Source organism: Pseudomonas abietaniphila (genome assembly GCF_900100795.1).
GTDB lineage: Bacteria > Pseudomonadota > Gammaproteobacteria > Pseudomonadales > Pseudomonadaceae > Aquipseudomonas > Aquipseudomonas abietaniphila.
This window is the reverse complement of record NZ_FNCO01000006.1, coordinates 303,363-324,281: the sequence shown is the minus strand read 5'-3', so window position 1 is coordinate 324,281 and position 20,919 is coordinate 303,363. Positions and strand designations below refer to the sequence as shown.

The window sequence follows — 20,919 nt, the reverse complement described above, 5'->3', positions numbered from 1 at the left end:
GCGGTAGGAACATTCGAAACACTTTAGATGACTTTGACCCCCAGGCACTGGGGGCTGACACGCCCTTACTCAGCGCAGTGCGCGTGACCCAAAAAGGGGTTTGAGCACCAAAGTGGTGCTCAAGACAACAGATCCTGCAACGTCGCCAGGCTGTCCGCTTCGGCCACAGGCTTGTCCTGTCGCCATCTGAGCATTCTGGGAAACCTCACCGCGATCCCGCTTTTGTGGCGTTTGGACAGGGCAATGCCTTCGAATCCCAGCTCGAAAACGAGGGTGGGGGTAACACTTCGCACCGGGCCGAATTTCTCGACCGTGGTCTTGCGCACGATTGCATCGACTTTGCGCATTTCTTCGTCGGTCAGGCCCGAATAGGCCTTGGCGAAAGGCACCAGCGTGCGTTCACCGGACTGCGGCGGGCCATCCCAGACCGCGAAGGTGTAGTCGCTGTAGAGGCTGGCGCGACGGCCATGGCCGCGCTGGGCATAAATCAGCACGGCGTCGACGCTGAACGGGTCCATCTTCCATTTCCACCACACGCCCATGTCCTTGGTCCGGCCGACCCCGTACATCGAATCTCGGGCCTTGAGCATCATGCCTTCAACCCCGAGGCTGCGGGAGGCTTCACGTTGTTTGCCGAGGTCGAGCCAGTCTTTGCCACTCAGGACTGGCGAGGGCATCAACACTGGGCTCTGCGCGCCGACGATCACGTGCTCCAGTTGTGCACGCCGCTCATGCTGGGGTTTGCTGCGCCAGTCGTGACCTTGCCATTCCAGCAGGTCATAGGCGAGGACGACCACGGGGACGTCCTCAAGGATTTTCTTGCCGATGGTTTTGCGACCGATGCGTTGCTGTAACAAGGCAAAGGGCTGTACGGAGGGCGTGGGTTCTTGGGTCGCTTGCGGCGCAGGGGTGCTGAGCGCGAAATCATTCGGGCTGGTGCCCGGCTGATCGGCAGGCGCCTTCCAGACCACAATCTCGCCGTCGATCACGGTCCCATCTGGCAGGCACTGGACGAGGGCCTGCAATTCGGGGAAACGATCGGTGACCAGTTCCTCGCCTCTGGACCAGATCCACAGCCGACCTTCACGCTTGACGACCTGCGCACGAATCCCGTCCCACTTCCATTCCACCTGCCAGTTCTCGGCAGGGCCGAGCAGGTTGTCGAACTGATCGACCGGCTGCTGCAGCGCGTGGGCGAGAAAGAACGGGTAGGGCTGACCGCCCCGTTGCGCGTGCTCATCCTCGGACTCTTCGGCGATCAGCTTCAGGTAGCCCTCGGCGCTAGGGCGATGGGACAGATCGGTATAGCCCACCAGGCGCTGCGCCACACGTTTGCTGTCGATGTCCGCCAAGGCTGCCAGGGCGCGGGTGACCAACAGTTTCGACACGCCGACACGGAAACTGCCGGTGATCAATTTCAGGCACACCATCAGACTCTGGCGATCCAGCTGTGCCCAAAACGTCGGCAGCCGTTCGAGGAGTTCTTCGGGCGGCAGGCCGCGCAAGGGCAGCAGGTTGTTTTCCATCCAGCTGGCCAGGCCTTCGTCAGAACTGTGTTCGGCTTGAGGGAGCAGCAGCGACAGGGTTTCTGCCAGGTCGCCCACCGCTTGGTAACTTTCTTCGAACAGCCACTCGGGCAGCCCCGACAGCATCATCGCCTGCTCACGGAGCAAGCGCGTCGGCACCAGTTGCCTCGGGCGCCCGCCGGATAGGAAATACACCGCCCAGGCCGCATCTTCCGGCGCCGCGTGGGCGAAATAGTGCTGCATGGCGGCAAGCTTGGCGTTGCTGGACGTCGTGGCATCCAGAAGGGCATACAGTTCGGCGAAGGCTTTCATGCGGAGGCCTCTCGAACGGTGTCGGGCTTGGCAGGCGCGTCGTCTTCCTCGTCGCCATATTCGGTGGTGAAGCCTTGCGCATCCAGACCTTTTTCACGGAGGTAACGCACCAGAACGGCGACTGAACCGTGGGTCACCATCACCCGTTCGGCCCCGGTGTTTTCGATGGCCCACAACAGGCCCGGCCAGTCGGCGTGGTCAGACAGCGCAAAACCGCGATCCACCCCACGGCGCCGGCGCGTGCCGCGCAGCATCATCCAGCCGCTGGCGAAGGCGTCGCTGAAATCGCCGAAACGACGCATCCAGGTGCTGCCGCCCGCGGAGGGCGGTGCGACGATCAGCGCCTGACGCAGGGCCGGGTCGGTCTTTTTGAAGTCGCCTGCGTAGTGGGTTTCGGGAATCCGTACCCCGGCTTCGCGGTAGACCCGGTTGAGCGGTTCGACGGCACCGTGAACCAGGATCGGTCCGATGCTCGGGTCGATGCCGTGGAGGATGCGTTGTGCTTTGCCAAATGAGTAGGCGAACAACACGCTGGCCTTGCCGGCGGCCGCGTTGGCGCGCCACCAGTCGTTGATGCCGGTGAAGATTTCCGACTGCGGCTGCCAGCGGTAGATCGGCAGGCCGAAGGTGGATTCGGTGATGAAGGTATGGCAACGCACCGGTTCAAAGGGCGCGCAGGTGCCGTCGGGTTCGACTTTGTAGTCGCCGGACGCGACCCAGACTTCGCCCTGGTACTCCAGACGAACCTGCGCCGAACCGAGCACGTGACCCGCGGGGTGAAGGCTGAGCTTTACGCCGTGGTGGGTGATGGATTCGCCGTACTCGAGGGTCTGCAGGTTGATGTCCTGGCCCAGTCGGGCACGCAGAATGCCTTCCCCGGGGGCGGCCGCGAGGTAGTGCTCATTGCCGGTGCGCGCGTGGTCGCCATGGCCATGGGTGATGACCGATCGTTCGACCGGGCGCCACGGATCGATGTAAAAATCGCCGGGCGGACAGTAGAGGCCTTCGGGGCGGGCGATGACGAGGTCCATGGGATGACCGGATTGAGGGGCTTGTCAGGTAGAGCGGTTGGGCGGGTGGAAGTTCGGGGTTTTTGGCTGGCTTCTGGTTTTGGCCTGCGTTGATGTGCGGGCATCCGAGCATCGGAGCGGCGCTACAGGTTCTGCCTAATGGCAGAAGCGTTCCGCCTTCGGCGGGTTACTTGAAAAGACCCCAAGTAACCAAGGGCGGAACAGGTCTGGCGTTAGCCAGAACACATATAAAGCGCCGACACAAATAACGGGCTAGACCCAAAGCCCAGCGCCGACACCCAACCACTACCGCAAAAGCGCTATTTACCGGGCGTCAACGTCAACCGCTGCTTCCCGTACACCTTCTCAAAGTTCTCCGGCTGCATCGGCACCGACATGTACTGCCCCTTCACCCACGGCTCGATCCCGTCGGCAAAGTGCGGGCTCGCCGGGTTACCCGATTGCCCCGCAGCGTTCTGCGCCATCATCGGCTCCTGTTGAGCGAAGTCGACGATCATGCGCATCGCGGGAATCACCGCGGCGTTGAAGTCTTGGCCCCAATGGAAGCCCGAGGCATTCAACGTCGTGTGATCACCGCCAGCGGCCATCGGGCCTTTGATCACGCTGGCTTTGCTGCCGCCGATCGCTGCCGTCAACTGAGCGCTTTGCGATGTCCACGTGTACTGATGCAGCTTGCCCCATTGCCACGCCTTGTGATCAGCGCCCAACTGACTTTCCCCCGCGCTGATCGCAGCGGCCAGACTGCGCGCCAGAATCGCCGGCTTGTCTTCTTTCTGCGGGGTTTTGACGTCATCCCAATATGGACTGTCCTCGCGCCCCAGTAAGTGATCAGCCTGTGGCGAGTAGGACAGGTCAGCCGTCTGGACGAGCGCTTTCCATGCCGGGCTGCTTTCCGGACCCAGCTCATCGAGGAATATCTGTTTGGTGCTTTCCTGCAGGAACAGCTCATAAATCGCGGCGTCTGACGAGACCGGCGACAACCGGCCGTCGAATGCCATCAGACGACTCAATGCCTCGCGCGCCTTGTCCCTGTCCGCAGGCGCGAGCGCATCGATCGCTTGCTTCAGCGGTTTGGACATGCCCGGCGCTTCGAACATCTTTTTGAGCTTCGCCGCGAACGTCGTGGTCTGGTCGTATTGCATGCTGATCGTGCTGCGCGTGTCCTGCTTGCCGGTGTTGGCCAACTCGGCGATCCGCTCGGCGCGTTCCGGGTAGTCCCAGGAATTGGACAACTGCATCCCGTAACCCTTCGGTACGGTGCGCTGGTTGGCAGTGGCGATCCAGCCTTGCTGCGGGTCTTGATCATACGGGTGCAGCATGGCGTCGGCGTAACCGTCCCAATCGAAACGGCTTTCCCAACCCGGCGAGGGAATAAGGCCCAGGCCTTCGCGGCGGTTCGGGTAACGCCCGGTGACCTGCCAACCGGTGTTCGAGGCGTCGGCGAACACGATGTTCAGGTTAATCGCGCGGATTTCCCGGGTGTTATCAAAGGCCCGCTCAACGTTCTGTGCCCGGGTCAGGTCGAACAACGCATCCAGGGTTTTGTCGTCCTTGGCGTCTGGCATTTGCAGGGCAACGCCCAGACCGCTGGCGAGTTGCGCCGAACTGGCATTGAGCAAAGGCCCGTGACGGGTTTCATACGCAGGCTCGCGCACCGGCGACTGACCTTTGACAAAATACGTTTCTTCGTGGGCTCCGGCCGCAACCCATTTGCCGTCGACCATGACCATCAGGCGATTGTTTTCGCGCTTGAGTTTTTCCAGGAACAGGTCCTGGTTGTCGCCCATCGCCGGGCCCATGCCCCAGGCCAGCTTGCCGTTGAAGCCGGACAGCACCAGTGGCAGACCCGCGACGGTGGCCCCGGCCGCCTGGTATTTCGGCGAACGGATCTGCACGAAATTCCACATGGACGGCAAGGTGGCGGGCAGTTGGCTGTCGGTGGCCAGCAGACTTTTGCCCGCGCGGGCGCGTTGCGGTGAAATCACCCAGTTGTTGGAGGCCGAAACGCCCAACAGGTTGAGGTCCGAGAGTTGCAGCGCCGCCTTGTCCAGATCACTCAGCCCCGGCATCTGGCTGCCCAGGTTCAACCCCTTGAGCTTGTCGGCCTCCGCGAACGGCAGCGCTTCATCGGGGTAGGTCGGCAGCAGCCAGGCGAGCTTGTCGGCCCCGACTGTCTGCGCCAGCACCAGCGAGGAGATTTCTTCCTGCAAGTTTACCGACAGGCTGAAGTTGAGCAGGCTGAAAATCAGCGCCGAGTCTTCGGGCTTCCAGTATTCGGGCTTGTAACCCGCGTCGGCGAGGTCGGACGGCAACTTGTCGCGATAGCGGAACAGGTAGGCGTTGACGCCCCGTGCATACACCTCGAAGAAACGCTTCAAGCGCGGCGATGACGCGTTGTACAGGTCGCTCGCGTTCTGCTTGAGCTGGGCGGCGCGCATCATGCGGTCCAGATCCAGCGCTCCCGGTCCTGCGATTTCCGACAGGCGGCCCTGCGCCAACAGGCGCATCTGTACCATTTGCGAGATGCGATCGCTGGCGTGGACGTAACCCAGGGTGAAGAGCGCGTCGTGAAAGGTGCTGCTTTCAATGAGCGGCATGCCCAGGTTATTGCGGCGCACCGACACGTTCTGCGCCAGTCCCTTGATCGCGAAGACCCCGCTGGTTGGCGGCAGGTTGTCACGGTCTTCACCGCCGAGCTGGCAGCCGGCGAGGCTCAACAGGCCCATCATGGCGGCGGCAGTACTGAGTCGCGTCTTCAGGGGTGAGAGGGCTGGCGAGGCCATGATGGAGCTCCTGCGGGGGTAGGCGTTGGAAACGCGCTACGTTAGAGAGCAGGCAGGCGCCACGCAAGCGGGGGGAGGGAGTTTATTTCAGGATTTTTCATAGTCTTCGAGTGACCGCGCAAAACACTGTGGGAGCGAATTCATTCGCGAGAGGCCGGTACAGACGATGCCGATGCATCGCCGTGCCAATCTTTCGCGAATGAATTCGCTCCCACAGGTTAAATCGTGCCTGTACTTACGCGCCGTGGCACTTCTTGAATTTCTTCTCGCTGCCGCAGGGGCAAGGGTCGTTGCGACCTACGTCCTTGAGCGCGTTACGGACCGGCTCTTGAGGTTCGTGGTTGCAGTGCGGGCCATGCACGTGGCCGTGGTCGTGATGATGCTCGTGGTGGTCATGATCGTGGTCGCAATCAGGGCCGTGCACGTGGGCTTGCTGGTTCATGGAGCTACTCCGGAATTAAATCGCCAGGGATTATCTCGCCGTTGCGCTGAATACGCACGCTGTGTCCAAACAAAAATCCGGTCTTGAGCTTGCCTTCCAGCCGGTAATGAATAGGCTGATCGGACTTTCTGAGCATCTTCGAAATATCTTTCAGGTGTTCCCAGAGGTTGGTGCGCACCGGCACCGAGAAGTTTTTGTGGCCGTGCGCTTCGACAATGAACCAGTCACTGTGCTCGCCCTCGGTGAGCAGCAGGTCGTTGAGCAGAATCTTGTAACGCAGGCCTCTGACCAGCACGCTCGAGTCATTGGGATTGTCGACGCGAAAGCGAAGCTTGAAGTCCTGGCGCAGCAACTTGGCCTTGACCACATCGACCTTGAGCAGCTTGACTTCCGGGTCTTGCTCGCCACCGGTGATCAGGCTCGAGCAGCCGGATAGCCCAAATATCACGCAGAGGCAAAGCAGTTTGATGACGCGTAACTGAAACACTATTCGTTCACTCCCTGTCAGTCTGCAGTCTAGCAAGCACGTTGCTGGCCTTAGCCTGGCACCGACTGATTGTGGGCCGCTCGCTGTTCCCTAGAGCCTGCGCCATACTCATGCCATGTGTCGAAGGAGTATTGACCCATGAAGATGTACGAAATTGTTTTTTCCGGCCAATTGGTACCTGGCGCACAACTGGACCGGGTCCAGGCGAACCTGGCCAAGCTGTTTCAGGCGGACGCACAACGCATCGCGCTGCTGTTCTCCGGACGGCGTCTGGTGCTGAAAAACAACCTGGATCAGGCTGCGGCAGAAAAATACCGCTCCACCCTGGAGCGCGCAGGCGCTAAGGCTGATGTGGTAGAGATGCCGGGCCAGATCGACGTTCCCGCGCCCGCCGAGATGGAGGTCGAGGAAGTCGAGCTTGCCCCGCCGCCCGACGAACCGACCTGGACGAGAAAAACGTCCTCTTTAGTGCCGGGACCGGGCAGCGTCGCCAAGCCTGAGCACAGATCCAGGCTCGAACCCAGAGACGTCTATATGGCGGCCTTCGTCGATGTCCAGGCGCCGGATTTTACGCTTTCAGCGCTGGGCAAAGACGTGCAGGACCCGAAAGCACCGCCCGTTCCACCTCGACTGGACCTTTCAGGCCTCAGCCTGGCGCCGGCGGGCAGCGACATGGGGCAGAAGACGGAAGTCGAACACGTGCTGTTGCCGGACATCTCGCATTTAAAGCTGGCGTGATCGTCCGGCGCGCGCTGTTCTGACGCTCAAGCCATGTAGGCAGCACAGCATTTCTTGAACTTCTGCTCACTGCCACAGGGGCACGCGTCGTTACGCCCCGCCTTGAGCGGCACGGTCGGGTCGATGAAATACCAGCGGCCATGGTTCTGAACGAACGCCGAGCGCTCCCGATGACTGTGCTCGCCCGTCGCGTCGTGCCAGCGCGCCGTGAATGTCACAAAAGCGTGCTCGGGCTTGCCGCCCAACAGCTCGGCGCTTTCCACCTCAAGACCGAGCCAGGTGCTCTGTGCACTCCACTGACTGATCGATGCTCGGTCCAGGCTGCTTTTTTGCACCGCAAGGGTCGTGTCCAGCAGGTAATCCACCAGGCCCAGCACATACGCGCTGTAACGTGAGCGCATCAAGGCTTCAGCGCTCGGCGCGGGCTGACCCGCGTGAAAACGGGCGCAGCAACCGTCCAGAAGATTGCCGCTGCCACAGGGACAAATTGCACTGCTCATGATGCGTGTCTCACCACCAGTACTTGCCAAAATTCTCCGGGTTGGCCCAAAACTTTGCGTTCAGCCAGTCCGGTACTTGTTTGTATTCGCGCAGGTCGTAAGTGAAGAGGGTCAGCACCTGTTCGTCCCGGGCGAAACGTTCACTGGCTTGCAGGGCCAGCGAATAGAAGTCGGTGGTCTGCCAACCGCAGGCCTTCATGTCGGCCAGCACGGCAATGCGGCTGGCATTGAGGTTGCGAATGCCACCCAGCAATTCCAGCCCCGCGCGCTTGGGCATGTGCTCCAGGCAATCGACCACCAGCGCCAGATCAAAACGCTGTCCTGCGAGTTCAGCCGGCAATGCGCCCGGCGCGGCCTGCGCCAGATGGGTGTCCGGGTGCGCTTCCTGAAACGCCTGCAGGGCAGGAAAACTGTCTGCGCCAATCAGCAGAAGACGTTTGGGCGCATACCGGTCGAGCAGGGCGGCGAGGGCCTGCTGCGGGGTGCGGGTGGAAAAACTGTCGGTCATCGAAATCCCTCATTGAGCTCGCAAGGTTAGCCTGCTGAAGGATCGTGGCCTAGTGCTTGAACTTTTTTAACGGTTGCCCGGACAAAGCGTACGGAGTGAAGGCAAAAGGCTATTTCTAGAAGAACACGCCAGACCGTGCACTGAAAAAGCCATAAAACCCCCTGTTTCCGGGTGGCAAATGGCCCCAACGGCGTCTTTACTCCATTTCAGTCGGTTTTAGCCGATACCAAAGGAGAAGAACTGTATGAGCATGATTCGGACAGCGTTACCTCTGATTTTGGTTACCAGTGTATTGACGGGCTGTGCCGGCTTGCAAAAGACCGACTGGCCACTGTGTGCTGCGGGCGGGGTTCTCACCGGTGCAGCGATAGGCGCGTTCCAGACCGCTTCGGTCGCAGCGGGTCTGGGCGGTGCGGTCGGTGTGATGGCGGGCGCTTACTGCTGGGCTCACGGTGATGGCGATGATGATGGCGATGGTGTGCTGAACAGCGTCGACAAGTGCCCGGATACACCGAAAGGCACCCCGGTGGATGCGACCGGTTGCCCACTCGTGACGCCAGCGCCAGAGCCTGCGATGGCTCCGGTGGTGTTGCCAAAAGAAGAAGTCATTACCATCCGTGACGTGCACTTCGAGTTCAACAAGGCGACGCTCACTCCGAGCGACAAGCAGCAACTGGATATGGTTGCGACCAAACTGAAAACCGAAGCGCCTAACGTGCAGATGCATGTGAGCGGGCACACCGACAGCGTGGGCAGTGATGCCTACAACCAGAAACTGTCGGAGAAACGTGCGCATTCGGTGACGGATTACCTGGTCAGCGCCGGTATTGCTCGCAGTGCGTTTGTGTCGGTGGAAGGTGATGGTGAAGCGCGTCCCGTGGCGGATAACAAAACTGCCGAAGGCCGTGCTTTGAACCGCCGTGTGGAGATCAAGCTTAATCGCTGATTGAGTTCACGGTTCAATGTGTGAGAAAGCCCCGGCCATCGTGTCGGGGTTTTTTTTGGCGGGCATCAAAGGCGGATCAAGGCACAGCGCGCCTCGTCGGCTGTAACGCGTATCTGCGCAATCCCTAAACCCACGACTTTTATCCCTACCCTCTGGCATAGTCGCGCTCGTCGCCGTACTGTGCGCAAAGCTTTTCGCGGCACAGAAATAAAACAATACCAGGGGCGTGTCATGAAGTTGTTTTGGGGCTTGGGGAAAGTCTTGACGTTGGGGTTCTGGGCGGTGGTGCTGGCCAATCAGGTCTTTGTCTTGCCGATTCCTTTTGAGATGTTGATCAAACTGGCGGGCAGTGTGTTGCTGCTGACCCACGTCATGGAACTGTTTTTTTTCAACGGCAGCCTGCGGGGGCGTTCGCACCCTTGGTTCGATCGTTTACAGATCCTGATTTTCGGTATTTTCCACCTGCAATCTTTCGGTCGCCGTCAGGCGGAGGTTCACCATGCGTAATGCGTTGCTGATGACGGCGGGCCTGCTGTCGGCCCTGAGCAGTTCCTGGGTGATGGCGCAGGGCATTTCGGTGGAGCCGCATTCGCTGATGCGCCTGCCGAGCAACACCAGCGTCCTGCAACTGGATCGTCTGGAGGTGGCGGATTACGGAACATTGCTGATCCCCGCCGGGCTCACGGAAGTGCAAGTGGGACAACTGGTCATGGGCCATGAGTCGCGCATCGCCATTGTCCCGGGCGCCGAGCCGTTCAAGTTGCAGGTCAAACGAGGCGACCTCGGCAGTGGCGCGCAGATCACCGCCCGCGGTGCGCCGGGCACGTTTGAAAAGCCGCCCTTGCCAGGGCGTAATCTGAACCTTCGCATGGAACAGTTGAACGCCGATGAGTTGTTCATCGACGCGCGCGGTGGTGCAGGCTCGCCCGGTTATGTGGGGCTGGATGGCGGCAACGGTCAAGACCCGGGATGCACCTGGGGCTCGGCGAGCCGGGGTTTCGACGGTGATAACGGCGGCAACGGCAAGGACGGCGCACCCGGTGCTCTGGTTCGTCTGGAGCTGCCTCAGACGTTCCCGGACGACCGTGTGAAGGTCAATGTGCAGGGCGGCGCGGGCGGTGCTGGCGGTGAGGGCGGCCGAGGCGGCAAGGGCGGCACTTCCAAAGGCTGTCTCGTCTACCGCGCGGACGGCGCCAAGTCAGGCAAGAACGGCGAGAAAGGCCAGCCAGGTTCGACCGGGCCTGCTGGATCTGTGAACGTTCGCAAGTTGTAATCGCACCGCTTGACCCGGTAGGCGCGTGCTTGCCCGCGATGACGTCAGTACGATCCATCTGCTTGTATCGTCAGACGCCTCTTTCGCGGGCAAGCGCGCTCCTGCCCATCAGAATGTCGGTCTCATGGCAGCAATCGCCACGACCACAATCCCCACAATCAGGTTGATCCCCACCAGACGCCTGATCCTCCCCAGAGCCGCCACGCCATCAGGCCACTGTTCGGCGGCGACAGCTTTGCGCAGTTGCGGCAGGTTCAGCGTCGAGATGCGCAGGAACAGCGCCACCATCACCACGTACAAGCCCATCATGACCTGCACATAGCGCGGCGCCGTCTGAAAACCGCTGAAATTGAGGTGGATCATGCCGATGCCTGTCACGGGCAACAGAACCACGGCGCACCAGACCCACACAAAAAAACGCGGAAAGACCTGCAGCCACAGCTTCAGGCGTGAGGGGCCTTCCAGTGCCGCGATGACCGCCGGTCGTAGAATCATCCACGCGAAAAACATTCCTCCGACCCAGACAACAGCTGACAGGACGTGCAAGGTGTAGACAAAGGCTACAAGCGACATCGGAAACTCCGTTCTGCGCAGAAAGAATTAGCGCGGTATGATAGCCGCCCTCCGAAGACTGGAGATATATCCAGCGGTTTTTTTATGTTTTCATTCAGCACCGTGACGCCGAGCCAACGACCCAGCCCATGATCAGCACCGAACTCAAATCCCAGATTCAGGGCGCCTATTCGCGTTTCCTCGAAGCCAAGAGCCTCAAACCTCGCTACGGCCAGCGTTTGATGATCGCCGAGGTCGCCAAAGTGCTGGGAGACGTGGACACCGACGAGGAAGGCCGGCGTTCGGGCGACCCGGCAGTGGTCGCGGTGGAGGCCGGCACGGGCACCGGCAAGACAGTCGCCTACGCCATCGCCGCGATCCCGACGGCCAAGGCAGCCGGCAAACGCCTGGTGATCGCCACCGCCACGGTTGCGTTGCAGGAACAGATCGTTCACAAGGACCTGCCCGACCTGATGCGCAACAGCGGGCTGAGCTTTACGTTCTCGCTGGCCAAGGGGCGTGGCCGCTACATGTGCCTGTCCAAGCTCGACGTGCTGCTGCAGGAAGGCAACGCGCAAAGCGCCACGGCGCAGCTTTTCGAAGAAGAAGGCTTCAAGATCGAGGTCGACGAGGCCAGCCAGAAACTGTTCACCACCATGATCGAGAAGCTGGCCGGGAACAAATGGGACGGCGACCGCGACAGCTGGCCTCAGGAGCTGGCCGACCAGGATTGGGCGCGATTGACGACCGATCACAGCCAGTGCACCAACCGGCATTGTCCGAATTTTCAGCAGTGCGCGTTTTACAAAGCCCGCGAAGGCATGGGAAAAGTCGACGTCATCGTCACCAACCATGACATGGTCCTGGCGGACCTCGCGCTCGGCGGGGGCGCCGTCCTGCCTGATCCCCGCGATACGCTCTATGTGTTCGACGAAGGCCATCACCTTCCTGACAAGGCCATCGGCCACTTCGCGCATTTCAGCCGTCTGCGTTCAACGGCGGACTGGCTGGAGCAAACGGCCAAGAACCTCACCAAGCTGCTGGCTCAGCATCCGCTGCCCGGCGACCTGGGCAAGCTGATCGAGCAGGTGCCGGAGCTCGCGCGGGAGATCAAGACCCACCAGCAATTCATGTTCACGGCGTGCGAGCAACTGGCCGACTTCAAGGCGGGCGAAGACATGGAAGGGCGGGAGCGCCCGCGCCATCGTTTCGTCGGCGGTGTGGTGCCTGAGCACATGCGCGAGATGGGCATCGAGCTGAAGAAGGGGTTCGCCCGTCTGGACGATCTGTTCACGCGCCTGACCGAACTGCTCAAAGAAGGCATGGATGGCGAGGTGAATATCGGCATCGCCAGCCATCAGGCCGAAGAATGGTACCCGCTGTTCGGCAGCTTGCTGGCCCGTGCACACGGTAACTGGGAGCTGTGGACCGCCTTCACCGCCGAAGACCCGGAAAACAGCCCGCCCATGGCGCGCTGGCTGACCCTCGCCGAAAGCGGCTCGCTGTTCGACATCGAAGTCAACGCCAGTCCGATCCTGGCGGCGGAGATGTTGCGTCGCAACCTGTGGAACGTGGCCTATGGCGCGCTGGTCACGTCGGCAACGCTGACGGCGCTGGGCAAATTCGACCGTTTCCGCATGCGTGCCGGCCTGCCCAAGGACGCCGTCACGGCGGTGGTGCCAAGCCCGTTCCATCACGCCGATGCCGGGGTGTTGCGCGTACCGGATTTGAAGGCCGATCCGCGCAATGCCGCTGAGCACACCGCCGCGATCATTCGTGAGTTGCCCGGTCTGGTCGAAGGGTCGAAAGGCACGCTGGTGCTGTTTTCTTCGCGCAAACAGATGCAGGAAGTCTTCGACGGTCTGGAGCGCGACTGGCGCAAGCGTGTGTTCATCCAGGGCAACCTGTCGAAACAGGAAACCCTCAACAAGCACAAGGCTCGGGTCGACGGCGGCGATGAGAGCGTGTTGTTCGGTCTGGCCAGCTTCGCTGAAGGGGTCGACTTGCCCGGCGCTTATTGCGAGCACGTGGTGATTGCCAAGATCCCGTTCGCGGTGCCTGACGACCCGGTGGAAGCGGCACTGGCCGAGTGGATCGAAGCCCGCGGCGGCAACCCGTTCATGGAAATCGCCGTGCCCGACGCTTCCTTGCGGCTCATTCAGGCCTGTGGTCGCCTGCTGCGGACCGAACAGGACCGCGGCATCATCACGCTGCTCGACCGTCGCGTGGTCACCCAGCGCTATGGCAAGGCGATCCTCAACGCGCTGCCGCCTTTCCGCCGCGAAATTTCCTGACGTGTGTCGGGGATGAAACGCGGTTGATCGGGTCTTATCTCGGCCTGCTCCATCGTCAGCGCTGACGCCGCGATGGAGTGTCCGATGATCAAGGAGCACCCGATCAAATGATTCGCCGTTCACTGTCTGCCGTCCTCGCCATCGCGTGCGCGGGACCTGTGTATGCCGCGCCCGACGGCCAGCAGACGCTGTTCAATTTCGTGCGTCCTGCCGATGTGGTGCAAGTCACGACACAGGACGCTACGTTGCCGCAAGCCAACGCCGAGCAGACCGCCGAGGGCGAGGTGCTGCGGCGGGTCATCTTCAATCCGGTCGAAAAACCCAGCCTGCGGCTGACACCCCAAAGCGGCGTTTGGGACTGGAGTGCAGACAGCGCCATGACCTTGCGGGTACAGAGCGCCATGGACTGGGCACTGACGCTGTATGTGCAAATCCAGAGCAGTGACGGCAAGACCCTCAACAGCCGGATCGACCTCCCGGCAGGGCCCGCGCAAACCCTCATCGTTCCGCTGCAAGCCAGTTCGCCGCTGAGCCAGGGTATGCGGGTTGGACCGCCCATGCCGTGGACCTATGAAGGTCAGCACGTGTTGCTGGCCAATACCGAGGGTGAGCTGAATCCTGCGCAGGTCAGTTCCGTTACGGTGTCGATGTCCCGGCCCGACGTGGCGCAAAGTGTCCTGATCGAAAAGTTCGGCGTACAGGAAGGCGATGGGGTTCAAAAAGCCGCCTACACCCACCTGCTCGACGGTTACGGTCAGTACACGCGGGGCAAATGGCCGGAAAAGATCAACAACGACGATCAACTCAAGGCCCTGGCCGGCAAGGAACAAACGCAGCTCAAGGCGTGGTTGAAAGAGCGTCCGGCCCAGGACAAATATGGCGGCCTGCTCAAAGGGCCGACCTTCGAGGCAAAGGGCTTTTTCCGCACCGAGAAACGCAACGAACGGTGGTATCTGGTAACGCCCGAAGGGCATCCGTTCTACTCGCTGGGCGTCAATGCTGTCACGGCGGACGACAGCCAGACCTACGTCGAGGGCCGCGAGACGATGTTCAGCAGTCTGCCGGGAGACGACGATCCGTTGGCGACGTTCTATGGCAAGGGGAATGATCACCGCGACACCGGCGCGAGCAAGGATCGGCACTTTGACCAGGGCCGCACGTTCGATTTCTACGGCGCCAACCTGCAGCGCACCTACGGCGTGTTTGATACCCAACACTGGGCTGACCACACGTTGCAGCGCCTCCAGGCGTGGGGCTTCAACACCATTGGCAACTGGAGCGAGCCCGCGCTCGAGAATCCGGACGTGAGCTCGCAAAGCCATGTGCCTTACACCTTGCCGCTGTCCATCGTCGGCGATTACGTCAGCATCAGTACCGGTCACGACTGGTGGGGCGGGATGCCTGATCCGTTCGATCCCCGTTTCGCGATGGCCACTGAACGTGCTGTAGCCATTGCTGCGCGCGATCACCGCGACGATCCCTACCTGATTGGCTATTTCGCCGATAACGAACTGGCGTGGGCCGCGCCGGGGGACGACCCTCACGACCGTTATGCGCTGGCGTACGGCACGTTGAAGCTCACGACGGATGTGCCTGCCAAGCGCGCGTTCCTCAAGCAATTGCGTGACAAGTACCGCAATCAGGAAGGCCTTTCCAAAGCGTGGGGGATAGACTTGCCCGCGTGGGAGCTGATGGAAGACCCCGGCTTTGAGCCGCCATTGCCGAGCCCTGAGCACCCGGAAATCGAAAATGACTTCAAATATTTCCAGCGGGTGTTTGCCGAGACCTATTTCAAAACCATTTCCGACGCGCTCAAGTGGCATGCACCCAACCATCTGCTGCTCGGTGGACGTTTCGGCGTCAGCACGCCCGAGGCCATCGAGGCCTGCGCCAAGTTCTGCGATGTGCTGAGTTTCAACCTCTACACGCCGAAGCCGCAGGACGGGATGGACTTCGCCAAATTGCGCGTGCTCGACAAGCCCGTGTTGGTCAGTGAGTTCCACTTCGGCTCGCGTGATCGCGGACCTTTCTGGGGCGGCGCCATGGAGGTGGCCCGCGAGGAGGATCGTGGCCCCGCTTATTCGAACTTCCTGAAGAGCGCATTGGCCGAGCCTTCCATCGTCGGTGTGCACTGGTTCCAGTACCTGGACCAACCTGCGACCGGCCGCATGCTGGACGGGGAAAACGGCCACCTGGGCCTGGTCGGGATTACGGACGTTCCGTACCAAGGCTTTGTGGAGGCTGTGCGTAAAGCCAATGGGCAGGTGAGCGAGGTGATCGGCAAGGCTCAGTAATGGCGCCTTTCCTACAGGATTTGCTGCGCGCCTGATGGCGCGTGGCTGTTCCCAAACCCTCAAATCGCTGGAACAATGCACGCCATTTTGTGCAGGCCCCGACCGGAGAGCGAAACCGTGCAGATTCAAGGTCATTTCGAGCTTCAATTTGAAGCTGTACGCGAAGCGTTTGCCGCGCTGTTCGACGATCCTCAAGAACGTGGCGCGGCCTTGTGCGTGCAGGTCGGTGGGCAAACCGTGCTCGACCTGTGGGCGGGTACGGCCGATAAGGACGGTGCCGAGGTCTGGCACAGCGATACCATTGCCAACCTGTTCTCTTGCACCAAGACCTTTGCGGCGGTCACCGCGTTGCAGTTGGTGGGCGAAGGCAAGTTGCACCTGGACGAACCGGTTTCACGGCTATGGCCCGAGTTCGCCGCTGCTGGTAAACAGACGATCACTCTGCGTCAGTTGCTCTGCCATCAGGCGGGCTTGCCTGCGATTCATGACATGTTGCCCGCTGAGGCCTTGTACAACTGGGAGGCGATGACCGACGCGCTGGCCGCGGAAGAGCCTTGGTGGAAGCCCGGTCAGGGCCATGGCTACGCTGCCATTACTTACGGCTGGCTGGTGGGTGAAATGATTCGCCGCGCCGACGGCCGCGGGCCGGGTGAGTCAATCGCCGCCCGTATTGCCAGGCCGCTGGGACTGGATTTCCATGTCGGTCTGGCGGATGAGGAATTCCATCGAGTGGCCCATATCGCGCGGGGCAAGGGCAATATGGGCGATGAAGCTGCCCAGCGTCTGGTCCAGACCACGATGCGTGAACCCACGTCCATGACCGCGCGGGCGTTTACCAACCCGCCGTCGATCATGACCAGCACCAACAAGCCTGAGTGGCGACGCATGCAACAGCCTGCCGCCAACGGCCACGGCAACGCCCGCAGCCTGGCGGGTTTCTACAGCGGATTGCTTGATGGCAGCCTGCTGGAAGCCGATCTGATCAACGAACTGACCCGCGAGCACAGCGTCGGCCAGGATAAGACATTGTTGACCCAGACGCGCTTTGGTCTGGGTTGCATGCTCGATCAGCCCACCGTGCCCAATGCGACGTTCGGCCTGGGCGCAAAGTCGTTCGGCCATCCGGGTGCCGGGGGATCGGTGGGCTTCGCCGATCCTGAACGTGACGTGGCTTTCGGCTTCGTGACCAACACGTTGGGCCCGTATGTGTTGATGGATCCGCGCGCGCAACGTCTGGTCCGGGTGCTTGGTGAGTGTTTGCAATAACTATCGCCGATAAGTGCTTGTTCTACCGACTGTCAGTTAAACCGCCCATAACGGAACCGTAGGGCGGTTTCTTTTTCCAACTCAGCGTTTATGCGTGTTATATGGGCGCTGCTTCGTTCATTTTCTGATCAATTATTTGTGTGGGTCACCCATGTCTGCCAACAAAAGCCTCGCATTTGCACTGTGTATTGCCGTTACCGGTTGCGCACAGACTCCCCAGGACTCGTCAGCCAGCAATGACCACTGGTGGTCATTCGGCTCCGGAAAAAGTACTGACGCTGCTGCCCCGGTAAAACCTGCCGCCAGCCCTGCTGCCGCAGAAGTCGCAAAAACAGAAGCCGAGAGCGGCACTCACTGGTACTGGCCATTCGGTTCTGACCACGGCGCGACCGAGAAGAAACCCGAACTCGCGGCGACCCAGCCTGCCGCCAAGCCTGCCGTGGCAAAAGCCGATGATGGCAACAAGTGGTGGTGGCCGTTCGGCGGCAGCGAAGCCAAAAAAGATGCCGCACCCGCCGTGCCAAAGGTCGACCCGAAGGTCACCCAGGCCTGGCTCGACCAATACGAGCCACGCGTGCGTGAAGCCATCAAGGACAGCAAGTTCGAACTCGAGCGCCGTGAAGACGTACTGGTTGTGACGGCCCCGGTTGACAGCACCTTCAACCCGGATCGTCCGGAAATGCTGCTGCCCGTCAATCTCGGGCCTATTACCCGCATGGCCAAGCTCGTGGAAGGCGATCAGAAGTCCGCGGTGCTGGTGTTGGGCCACAGCGACGTCGCCAGCGATGCGAACCTGAAGATCAGCCAGCAGCGCGCGCAGTCCGTCGCCGCCATCTTCCGCCTGAGCGGCCTGGAACGTAATCGCCTGAACCTGCGCGGCCTGGGTAACGTCATGCCACGTGCGGCGGATGACAGCGCGGCCGGTCGAGCCTTGAACCGCCGTGTGGAAATCATCATGACGCCACAGGACACGATGGTGGCGCTGATGGCCAAGTACAACATGACGCCGGCGCCTGCTCCGACCATGGTCGCCGTGAAGCAAGCTGCACCGGTAGTCGCACCGGCCCCGGCCACCAAGGCAGCGCCAGCCAAATCCGCAGCACCTGCCAAGAAAGCCGCACCGGCCAAGGCGTCCACGGCCAAGAAGGCCCCGGCGAAAAAAGCAGCGCCCACCAAGGCCAAGGCAGCGCCCGCCAAAGCCGCCGCCAAGAAACCTGCAGCCAACGCGCAAGCCAGCAGCAACTGAGGGTAATATCGCTATCCCGCTCACGGATTTCGATAAAGGAAGGCAGTGATGAGCCAGCGTCTGGCTGATATGCGTCGCAACTACGCCCGCGAAGGTTTGACCGAGTCGCAGGCGCCGGAAGAACCTTTTGCGTTGTTCCACCAATGGTTTGGCGAGGCGGTGAAGACCGAGCAGGCGCCGGTTGAAGCCAACGCGATGACGCTGGCGACTGTCGATGGTGACGGTCGCCCACACTGCCGGGTCCTTCTGCTCAAGGGCCTCGACACCCAGGGTTTTACCTTCTTCACCAACTACGACAGTGCCAAAGGGCAGCAGCTGGCTGCACGCCCCTTTGCCGCCATGACCTTCTTCTGGCCGACGCTCGAGCGTCAGGTGCGCATCGAAGGGCGGGTCATGAAGGTCTCTCACGAAGAGTCCGACGCCTATTTCCAGGTCCGGCCACTCGGCAGCCGCCTCGGTGCCTGGGCATCGCCGCAGAGCCAGGTCATCGCGGATCGTGAGGCGCTTGAAGGGCTGCTCAAGGCCACCGAAGCACGCTTCAGCGACACCCAACCTGACTGCCCCGAGCATTGGGGCGGCTATCGTCTGGTCCCCGATCGCATCGAGTTCTGGCAGGGTCGTCCAAGCCGTCTGCATGATCGCTTGAATTACCGTCTGGTCGATGGGCAGTGGACGCGAGAGCGTCTCGCGCCATAGCGCTTCGGCGGCACACACAACAATTCTTTGAATCTATCCAGTGGGTCGTCGTCCATACTCGTAGACGCCGGCGACTTTCTGTATAGCGCCTGAATAAACGTAAATTATCGGTGCAGGACCGTGACATCGATTGGCGTCGCGGAGTCTAATGGCTACCTGTTCCCCTGGAGGCAAATGTTATGCGTAAGTCTGTTCTGTTGGCTGCTTCGTTCACCGCCATGGCGCTGACCTTGGGCGGCTGTACCTCGAGCCTGACTGGCGACTCGTACTCGCGCGATGAAGCTCGCCAAGTGCAGACCGTGCGCCTGGGTACGATCGAATCGCTGCGCCCGGTGAAGATTGAAGGCACCAAAACCCCGATTGGTGCGGGCGCCGGTGCGATCGTCGGTGGTGTGGGTGGTAGCGCCATTGGTGGCGGCCGTGGCAGCATCGTCACCGCAGTCATCGGTGCAGTCGCTGGCGGTTTGCTGGGCTCGGCGGCCGAAGGCGGTTTGACCCGCGCGCAGGGTGTCGAGATCACCGTGCGTGAAGACGACGGCACCATGCGTGCCTACGTACAGGAAGTTCAGGAAAACGAGATCTTCCGCGTGGGCGAGCGTGTGCGCATCATGACCGTCAACGGCACCAGCCGCGTGTCCCACTAAGCGACGCCGTTTGGCCCGAAGCAGGTTGATGTAATACCTGCTTACACAAAAACGCCCCGATGTGTCGGGGCGTTTTTGTTTCTGCTTACCGCTGCAATTCGGTCAGATGTGCGGGTGGGTAGAGCGGGGACTGGAGACCGCCGTGATCGCGTAACCGATCAGAGCGGCCAGTATCGAACCGGTCAAAATGCCCATTCGGTCCATCCCGGCAAATTCGCTCTGTCCCGGGACGAACGCCAGTGAGCCAACGAACAGGCTCATGGTGAAGCCGATTCCGCACAATATCGAGACGCCCAGCACCTGACCCCAGTTGGCGCCTGCGGGCAGCGCGGCCAATCCTGCCTTGACCGCCAGCCATGTGAGCCCGAAAACGCCCAGCATCTTGCCCATCAACAGCCCCAGCGCGATGCCCATCGGCACGGGATGAGTGAAGCTTTCAAGGCTAACACCCGCCAGTGAAACGCCTGCGTTGGCGAACGCAAACAGGGGCAGGATCGCGTAGGCCACCCACGGATGCAGCGCATGCTCCAACTGCTGCAGTGGCGCGGGCACATCCTTTGGGGTTTTCAGTGGAATGCAGAAGGCGAGGATGACGCCCGCCAGCGTGGCGTGCACGCCGCTCTTGAGCACACATACCCACAGCACCAGACCCACGAGCAGGTAAGGCGCCAGCTTCACCACGCCCAGCCGGTTCATGCTGATCAGTGCGATGAGCGAAGCGGCCGCGATGGCCAGCGACAGATTAGACAGCTCACCCGAGTAGAACAGGGCAATCACGATGATCGCACCGAGGTCGTCGATGATCGCCAGCGTCATCAAGAACAGCTTGAGCGACACGGGGACACGTTTGCCGAGCAAGGCGAGCACGCCCAACGCGAAGGCGATATCTGTCGCCATCGGAATGGCCCAGCCGCTCATGGCGGCGGGGTTGTCTTTGTTCAACGCCCAGAAAAACAGGGCAGGGATCACCATTCCACCGATCGCGGCAGCGCCGGGCAGGACGATCTGCGAAGGGCGGGACAGATGCCCTTGAAGCACTTCGCGCTTGACCTCCAGGCCGATAAGCAGAAAGAACAGTGCCATCAGGCCGTCATTGATCCAGAGCAGCAACGGTTTGGCAATTTTCAAGGCGCCAATTTGTGCCACCACGGGCACATCAAGCAGGCCGTTGTACAGCCAGGACAGGGGTGAGTTATTGATGACCAGGGCAAGGGCGGCAGCAGCGATCAACAACAGACCGCCAGCCGCCTCGAGCTGGAAAAAGCGTTTGAATGTATTGCGTACGGGCAAGGTCACTCTCCATGGACATGCGCAAAAGGAGCGACACCCTAACCCGTCGGCTTATTTCTGAAAACAAAAGTTATATTCGATTTGGTTATTA

19 protein-coding genes are annotated in these 20,919 nt (G+C 61.1%); 10 read left to right on the top strand and 9 right to left on the bottom strand.

The features are described from left to right. Positions 1 to 119: 119 nt before the first annotated feature. The 5 genes from BLS87_RS14270 to BLS87_RS14250 all read right to left on the bottom strand — a co-directional run bounded on the left by BLS87_RS14270 (position 120) and on the right by BLS87_RS14250 (position 6,584). Complete coding sequence (locus tag BLS87_RS14270) at positions 120 to 1,838, bottom strand: ATP-dependent DNA ligase (RefSeq protein ID WP_074753128.1); 1,719 nt, start codon at positions 1,836 to 1,838, stop codon at positions 120 to 122. Further along, positions 1,835 to 2,869: a ligase-associated DNA damage response exonuclease gene (locus BLS87_RS14265; RefSeq protein ID WP_074753127.1), complete on the bottom strand. Its 1,035-nt coding sequence runs from the start codon at positions 2,867 to 2,869 to the stop codon at positions 1,835 to 1,837. The genes BLS87_RS14270 and BLS87_RS14265 overlap by 4 nt, the downstream gene beginning before the upstream one ends. A gap of 299 nt (positions 2,870 to 3,168) precedes the next feature. After that, complete coding sequence (locus BLS87_RS14260) at positions 3,169 to 5,652, bottom strand: penicillin acylase family protein (protein ID WP_074753126.1); 2,484 nt, start codon at positions 5,650 to 5,652, stop codon at positions 3,169 to 3,171. A gap of 235 nt (positions 5,653 to 5,887) precedes the next feature. After that, complete coding sequence (locus BLS87_RS14255; protein ID WP_074753125.1) at positions 5,888 to 6,094, bottom strand: SEC-C metal-binding domain-containing protein; 207 nt, start codon at positions 6,092 to 6,094, stop codon at positions 5,888 to 5,890. A gap of 4 nt (positions 6,095 to 6,098) precedes the next feature. Next, the gene (locus BLS87_RS14250) at positions 6,099 to 6,584 is read right to left on the bottom strand and encodes an LEA/WHy family protein (RefSeq protein WP_074753182.1); all 486 of its coding nucleotides are present in this window, start codon (positions 6,582 to 6,584) and stop codon (positions 6,099 to 6,101) included. A 135-nt stretch (positions 6,585 to 6,719) separates the two neighbouring features. Between BLS87_RS14250 and BLS87_RS14245 the strand changes: the two genes are divergently transcribed. Next, entirely contained in the window at positions 6,720 to 7,319 is a 600-nt protein-coding gene (locus BLS87_RS14245; RefSeq protein WP_074753124.1) for a hypothetical protein, read from the top strand. Between the two features lie 26 nt (positions 7,320 to 7,345). On the opposite strand, the gene BLS87_RS14240 is transcribed toward BLS87_RS14245, so the two are convergent. Further along, positions 7,346 to 7,819 carry a YchJ family protein gene (locus BLS87_RS14240; RefSeq protein WP_074753123.1) on the bottom strand — a complete coding sequence of 158 codons (474 nt, stop codon included), beginning with the start codon at positions 7,817 to 7,819 and terminating at the stop codon, positions 7,346 to 7,348. Positions 7,820 to 7,829: 10 nt separating this feature from the next. Next, positions 7,830 to 8,327, bottom strand: a complete 498-nt coding sequence (locus tag BLS87_RS14235; RefSeq protein ID WP_074753122.1) for a DUF6231 family protein — start codon at positions 8,325 to 8,327, stop codon at positions 7,830 to 7,832. 244 nt (positions 8,328 to 8,571) lie between these two features. On the opposite strand from BLS87_RS14235, the gene BLS87_RS14230 reads away from it, so the two are divergent. The 3 genes from BLS87_RS14230 to BLS87_RS14220 all read left to right on the top strand — a co-directional run bounded on the left by BLS87_RS14230 (position 8,572) and on the right by BLS87_RS14220 (position 10,546). Beyond that, positions 8,572 to 9,273, top strand: a complete 702-nt coding sequence (locus BLS87_RS14230; protein WP_074753121.1) for a PA1041 family peptidoglycan-binding anchor lipoprotein — start codon at positions 8,572 to 8,574, stop codon at positions 9,271 to 9,273. 231 nt (positions 9,274 to 9,504) lie between these two features. Further along, entirely contained in the window at positions 9,505 to 9,780 is a 276-nt protein-coding gene (locus BLS87_RS14225; RefSeq protein ID WP_074753120.1) for a DUF1145 domain-containing protein, read from the top strand. Beyond that, positions 9,773 to 10,546 carry a collagen-like triple helix repeat-containing protein gene (locus BLS87_RS14220; RefSeq protein ID WP_074753119.1) on the top strand — a complete coding sequence of 258 codons (774 nt, stop codon included), beginning with the start codon at positions 9,773 to 9,775 and terminating at the stop codon, positions 10,544 to 10,546. The genes BLS87_RS14225 and BLS87_RS14220 overlap by 8 nt, the downstream gene beginning before the upstream one ends. Positions 10,547 to 10,654: 108 nt before the next feature. On the opposite strand, the gene BLS87_RS14215 is transcribed toward BLS87_RS14220, so the two are convergent. After that, a complete protein-coding gene (locus BLS87_RS14215) occupies positions 10,655 to 11,119 on the bottom strand; it encodes a DUF2269 family protein (protein WP_074753118.1) in 465 nt (154 codons plus the stop codon). Between the two features lie 128 nt (positions 11,120 to 11,247). On the opposite strand from BLS87_RS14215, the gene dinG reads away from it, so the two are divergent. The 6 genes from dinG (at position 11,248) to BLS87_RS14185 (ending at position 19,538) form a co-directional block, all read left to right on the top strand. Beyond that, positions 11,248 to 13,392 carry an ATP-dependent DNA helicase DinG gene (gene dinG / locus BLS87_RS14210; protein WP_074753117.1) on the top strand — a complete coding sequence of 715 codons (2,145 nt, stop codon included), beginning with the start codon at positions 11,248 to 11,250 and terminating at the stop codon, positions 13,390 to 13,392. Positions 13,393 to 13,499: 107 nt separating this feature from the next. Beyond that, positions 13,500 to 15,686 carry a beta-galactosidase gene (locus tag BLS87_RS14205; RefSeq protein WP_074753116.1) on the top strand — a complete coding sequence of 729 codons (2,187 nt, stop codon included), beginning with the start codon at positions 13,500 to 13,502 and terminating at the stop codon, positions 15,684 to 15,686. Between the two features lie 117 nt (positions 15,687 to 15,803). Continuing rightward, the gene (locus BLS87_RS14200) at positions 15,804 to 16,952 is read left to right on the top strand and encodes a serine hydrolase domain-containing protein (RefSeq protein ID WP_074753115.1); all 1,149 of its coding nucleotides are present in this window, start codon (positions 15,804 to 15,806) and stop codon (positions 16,950 to 16,952) included. 151 nt (positions 16,953 to 17,103) lie between these two features. Then, positions 17,104 to 18,198, top strand: a complete 1,095-nt coding sequence (locus BLS87_RS14195; RefSeq protein ID WP_074753114.1) for an OmpA family protein — start codon at positions 17,104 to 17,106, stop codon at positions 18,196 to 18,198. Between the two features lie 48 nt (positions 18,199 to 18,246). Further along, the gene (pdxH, locus tag BLS87_RS14190; RefSeq protein ID WP_074753113.1) at positions 18,247 to 18,894 is read left to right on the top strand and encodes a pyridoxamine 5'-phosphate oxidase; all 648 of its coding nucleotides are present in this window, start codon (positions 18,247 to 18,249) and stop codon (positions 18,892 to 18,894) included. 179 nt (positions 18,895 to 19,073) lie between these two features. Beyond that, positions 19,074 to 19,538 (top strand): outer membrane lipoprotein, encoded by a 465-nt coding sequence (locus BLS87_RS14185; RefSeq protein ID WP_074753112.1) that lies wholly within the window; start codon positions 19,074 to 19,076, stop codon positions 19,536 to 19,538. Between the two features lie 102 nt (positions 19,539 to 19,640). Here BLS87_RS14185 and nhaA read toward each other — a convergent pair whose 3' ends face one another. After that, on the bottom strand, positions 19,641 to 20,828 hold the full coding sequence (gene nhaA, locus BLS87_RS14180) for a Na+/H+ antiporter NhaA (protein WP_074753111.1): 1,188 nt from the start codon (positions 20,826 to 20,828) through the stop codon (positions 19,641 to 19,643). Positions 20,829 to 20,919 lie beyond the last annotated feature (91 nt).